The sequence below is a fragment of the Novosphingobium soli genome, assembly GCF_042432915.1.
GTDB classification, from domain to species: Bacteria; Pseudomonadota; Alphaproteobacteria; order Sphingomonadales; family Sphingomonadaceae; genus Novosphingobium; species Novosphingobium soli.
Window position 1 is genome coordinate 1 of the sequence record NZ_JBHLWK010000038.1, and the last position, 4,008, is coordinate 4,008.

Consider the following 4,008-nt stretch of genomic DNA (forward strand, 5'->3'; position numbering starts at 1 on the left):
CACCCGACATGGACGAGGTAGCGCTCGATCGTGGCCATGGCGCGGGTCTTTACGGACGATGGATCGATCCCGGCAAGCGCACGGATCCAGGCGGCGACGTCGGCGGGTTCGGCCGCACCCGGTACAATCCGGCGTGAGTGGCACCACTGTCCCCACAAAGTCAGGTCCGAGCGGAACGCGCGCCGGGTATTGATCGACCAGCCCCGCATCGCGGCGTCGAGCAAGGCCTCGTCGATACCGCCACCCGGACGGGTTCCCGTCCCAATCAGGGCGCGGACATCGGCAACGAGATCGGCCGGCTCGACGCTCAGCGGCACGAGGGCGCTGCCTGCGGCGGGTCTGGGGTGCTTTTTCGGCATGGGGACGACGATAACCGGGCGTTTCGCTTATGTATAGCCTCACGATAAGCATCTATTATCAACACTAGGACGTAGGGCTCGTGGACTGAAGAACGGTTTCCGTCTAGTATCGCGTCATGAACCGCCCTCCCATGCCGCTCAGCGCGATCGCCTGGACCCCTGACCTTGTGAGCGCACTCGCCGACGCCAGCAGCGCGATCGGGCGGCTTGATGCTAGGATTTCCGCCACTGCGCTCGCTCCTGCCTGGCACCTGCGCGCCAGCTGGACCGGCTACGCCAAAGCGCTCAGCCTGCAACATCTCGAAATTGAGGAAATCGATATTATTTCGCGGCAATGTGGCCTTCAGCTGGCCGGAAGGCCGCGTCTTGAAACGGCAGGGGCTCCATTTTCCGCGCTTGAACCCTGGCGGAACCGGCTCGCCGAGAAAGAGGGCAGGCACTGGCGCGAGGATCTGCCGTTCAGCTTCGATCTGCCCGCAGGGTGGGACGAAGCCCCTGCCCTCGCACGCGCGCTCGCGCTGCTCGATGACTGGGCACGGCGCGACCGCACGATCACGCCGTGGCTGGCGTTCCCGATGGTTCTGCGGCGCATGGGGTTAACGCAGCGCACCTTGCCCTGCCTCGTCATGGGCGATCCCGGACAGCGCTTTGTGCAGGGTGACCGCCCTGCCCTGCTCAAGCGGCTGCTGAAGCAGCTACGCCGCAGCGCCGAGGACGGTCTGACCCGGCTAGAACGGCTCGAAGATACCGTGCAGCGAGGCGCGGCGACAATCGCCGCGCAGCATCGTCCCGGCAAGCTTGCCGACCTTGGCCGGCTCGCCCTCACCCGTCCCTGCCTGGCCGCTCGCTCACTCGCTCCCGAGCTCGACCTCACCGTGTCGGGCGCAGGCAAGCTACTCGAGCGTGCGACCAGCCTCGGCCTGCTGGTCGAAATATCCGGGCGCGGAACCTGGCGCTCCTATGTCACCCCCGACATCGCCGTCTCGCTCGGCTTGGTCGCTCCGATGCGGGGACGCCCCCGTCTAGTGCCTGCCCCCTCACCAACGCTGGATTCGGTCCTTGCAGCGTTTGATGCCGAATTGGCCGAGTTCGACACTCGCATTGCGGGCCTTGGCGGGCCCGATCTCGCTGGTTCGACTATAAACAATTGATATAGCTTGGCAATTATGAGGCCGCCGGAAACGCCCCTTGCAGCGCGATAACCGGCCTCGGGCTGCCCGGAGTATGCAAATGCCGTAAATGCGCTCCACGAGCTTCTCAGGGCAGATTTCGACATGATCGCCCCTTCGTCCACCAAGGCGGCCCCGGATTGGCACCCTCACGAGGGAAATCGGCCAAATTGGGCTTCAACTTGAGTCTGGGCATCGCGGCGCACCCGCAGATGGGCATACGCGAGCACGAGGTCGAGCACGCCAGCGTCATGACTACCCGGCCGTAGACTGCCCTTGCTGATGCGCCAGCGACGCGGTGGCAGTTTCGGCGGCTGCAGTGTCATCACCTCTCGCCCTGGACGCCCGGGCAATTCCAGCGCCACCAATCGCTCGAATCCCCACGTCGCCTTGCCCACCCGGCTGTGCGCCAGTGCCAGCATCGCGATCCGATCGTGTGCGAAGTGAAACAGGTTCGCCTGAAAGCGATCCACATAGGCTTTCTTCTCCCCCTTGAACCGCTTGCGGCTTGCCCGCACGAGTGTGTCGACGCCCTCGGCGTTCCATTCGACCAAGCGCGGATGAGCCCCGAGCTTCCAGCGCAAACTCTCTGCGCGGGCCACCGCCCCGCTCAGCCACGAACCGACAGCCTGCTCCGACATCGCTCCATCCGCCACCGGCAGTGCACAGAGCGGGAGAGCGTGCACTTGGCACCGCCAGCTCATGCGCAAGATCCATTCCTTGCGGATGATTGGGGCCCGGCCATCCCGCAGGGCCTGCTGCCAGCAGAGCGGACAGACATATCGGCGCTGGCGGCGCGGCAGAACCACCGAAGCCTCGACGTTGAGGAAGGTTCCTTCGATCTGTTGGACCTCAATCTCAACCGCCCAGGCCAACTGACCAATCACTTGATACACGGCGAAGTACTGCTCATTGGACAAGCCGCATGTGCCGCGGGCCAGATCCAGGCTGGCAATCGCCGCTTCAAGACCAAGGTGCCGAAACAGCGCGGGTCGCGTGGTTTCGTGCGCGGCCGCAACCCGATCGATCCAGGAATCAAAGCACTCGTCGGCCTGCGGGCGGACCCGGAACGCCAGCGGCTGCGGCTCCAACGCCAGTACGGTCATCGCGCCGCATAGTTCGGCAGCAACACCGCCGCCTCGCGAATATCCGCGAATTCCACGCGCGCTCTGCCATGTTGATACGCCACTTTCTGGCCCCAGTGCAGCAGGCGCTTGAAGTTTCCGGTCACCCCAAGGCTTTGCTCCCAGAGAAAACCGGCGACCTCCGGCTCGGCAAGGCGATCCGGCTCGATCAGTCCCATCCCCTGCCCGAGTACCCGAATGAGACGTTGCGTCGGCGCTCCCTGTGGCCAGGGCTTAAGTCGCAAGATGATCGAGCGATAGGCAAGCTCGACGTCCTCGGTAAAGATATCGGCGGCGACGTCGAGTCCTGCGACCACCATCGGTACATTGCCCTCGCTCATTAGGAAGCGGAACGCATCAAGCGTATCGCGGCGCGCTCTCCCGCTGGCGGTGAGGATCGCATGAACATTGTCGATCCCGATGAGCCGGGTGTGTTGACGCCGCAAGAGTTCGACGACCTTAAGGTCTGCAATGCGGTGGGTCTTTCCGGTGATCGGCCAGCCTTGCTTCCACAGCAGGGTCAGGTTGATCTTGAGGGCGGTCGAACCCGAAGGGATGACGGTTCGCAGCATCGGTTGATAGCGGGCATCATCAATGCTGAGCGGCTCGGGAAAATCGTGGGCAATCCGGCGCTGGGCCTCGCGCAGAATCGAGGTTTTGCCCATGCCCGACTGCCCGACCAATACCACACAGGTCGGCCGTTCGTCGGGTTCGTCATGGGCAAGTTCGACCAGAGTTTCGACATGCTGGCGGGCTTCATCGAAATCGATCCAGAAGGCCTGCGACAGCGCCGAGCCGCCAGACATAGGGGCAGTCATTCGATCCGTTTCAGCCATGTATCTTCCCCCAACTCCGCCACGGGAAGCCAATTCGACGCGGGTTCTGCCGTGGCTCGCGCCGGTGCCCGTGTATGGGATGTTCCCTCGCGCTCCGCTCGTTTTCGGGCCTCACGGGCGCGCCGGGTCTTCGCAGTTGCAGAGAGAACATCGCTGCGATTGGCATGGATCAGGCGCGCGGCTTCGGCACGCGCGCCGTTATCCTGATAGGCCCTGCCGGCCCGGAACCGTTCGTTCCGCGCCGCTTCCCATTCCGCCAGGCTGACATCGGGATAATGCCCGACAACCGCTGCTGAGACGAAGCCACCCTCCACTTCCGGATAGACCTCCTGGATGGTGCGCTCGTCGAAGTGAACCATGACTTTCTGGCCGATCCGCGATGCAAGGCTGGTGTGCCAGTACCGACGATAGCCAATCTGGATTCCGTAGGCCTTCACCGTTCGCTCAACCCATGGCAGGAAACGGCGGACGAGAGCCGTTTCGTCGAGGCCGAGCGGAACCAAAGGCCCTTGGCTCCTCG

4 protein-coding genes and 1 pseudogene are annotated in these 4,008 nt (G+C 63.9%); 1 reads left to right on the forward strand and 4 read right to left on the reverse strand.

Translation table 11 applies throughout. From position 1 onward, the window contains the following. Positions 1 to 317, reverse strand: a pseudogene (locus tag ACFFJC_RS20555) (integrase); the annotation flags it as partial. A gap of 173 nt (positions 318 to 490) precedes the next feature. Between ACFFJC_RS20555 and ACFFJC_RS20560 the strand changes: the two are divergent. Further along, positions 491 to 1,510 carry a hypothetical protein gene (locus ACFFJC_RS20560; protein WP_235682167.1) on the forward strand — a complete coding sequence of 340 codons (1,020 nt, stop codon included), beginning with the start codon at positions 491 to 493 and terminating at the stop codon, positions 1,508 to 1,510. Between the two features lie 167 nt (positions 1,511 to 1,677). Here the strand turns inward: ACFFJC_RS20560 and ACFFJC_RS20565 are convergent, their stop codons facing one another. The 3 genes from ACFFJC_RS20565 to ACFFJC_RS20575 all read right to left on the reverse strand — a co-directional run. After that, positions 1,678 to 2,634, reverse strand: coding sequence for a TniQ family protein (locus ACFFJC_RS20565; protein ID WP_103097969.1), 957 nt, complete (start codon positions 2,632 to 2,634; stop codon positions 1,678 to 1,680). Then, positions 2,631 to 3,488, reverse strand: a complete 858-nt coding sequence (locus ACFFJC_RS20570; RefSeq protein WP_069710383.1) for a TniB family NTP-binding protein — start codon at positions 3,486 to 3,488, stop codon at positions 2,631 to 2,633. The genes ACFFJC_RS20565 and ACFFJC_RS20570 overlap by 4 nt, the downstream gene beginning before the upstream one ends. After that, the coding region (locus ACFFJC_RS20575) for a Mu transposase C-terminal domain-containing protein (RefSeq protein WP_379489190.1) at positions 3,467 to 4,008 on the reverse strand (542 nt) is incomplete at its 5' end. The genes ACFFJC_RS20570 and ACFFJC_RS20575, both read right to left, overlap by 22 nt.

Coding starts and splice junctions, on each gene's coding strand:
- ACFFJC_RS20560 (WP_235682167.1), top strand. CDS start 491: ATGCCGCTCAGCGCGATCGCCTGGACCCCTGACCTTGTGAGCGCACTC.
- ACFFJC_RS20565 (WP_103097969.1), bottom strand. CDS start 2,634: ATGACCGTACTGGCGTTGGAGCCGCAGCCGCTGGCGTTCCGGGTCCGC.
- ACFFJC_RS20570 (WP_069710383.1), bottom strand. CDS start 3,488: ATGGCTGAAACGGATCGAATGACTGCCCCTATGTCTGGCGGCTCGGCG.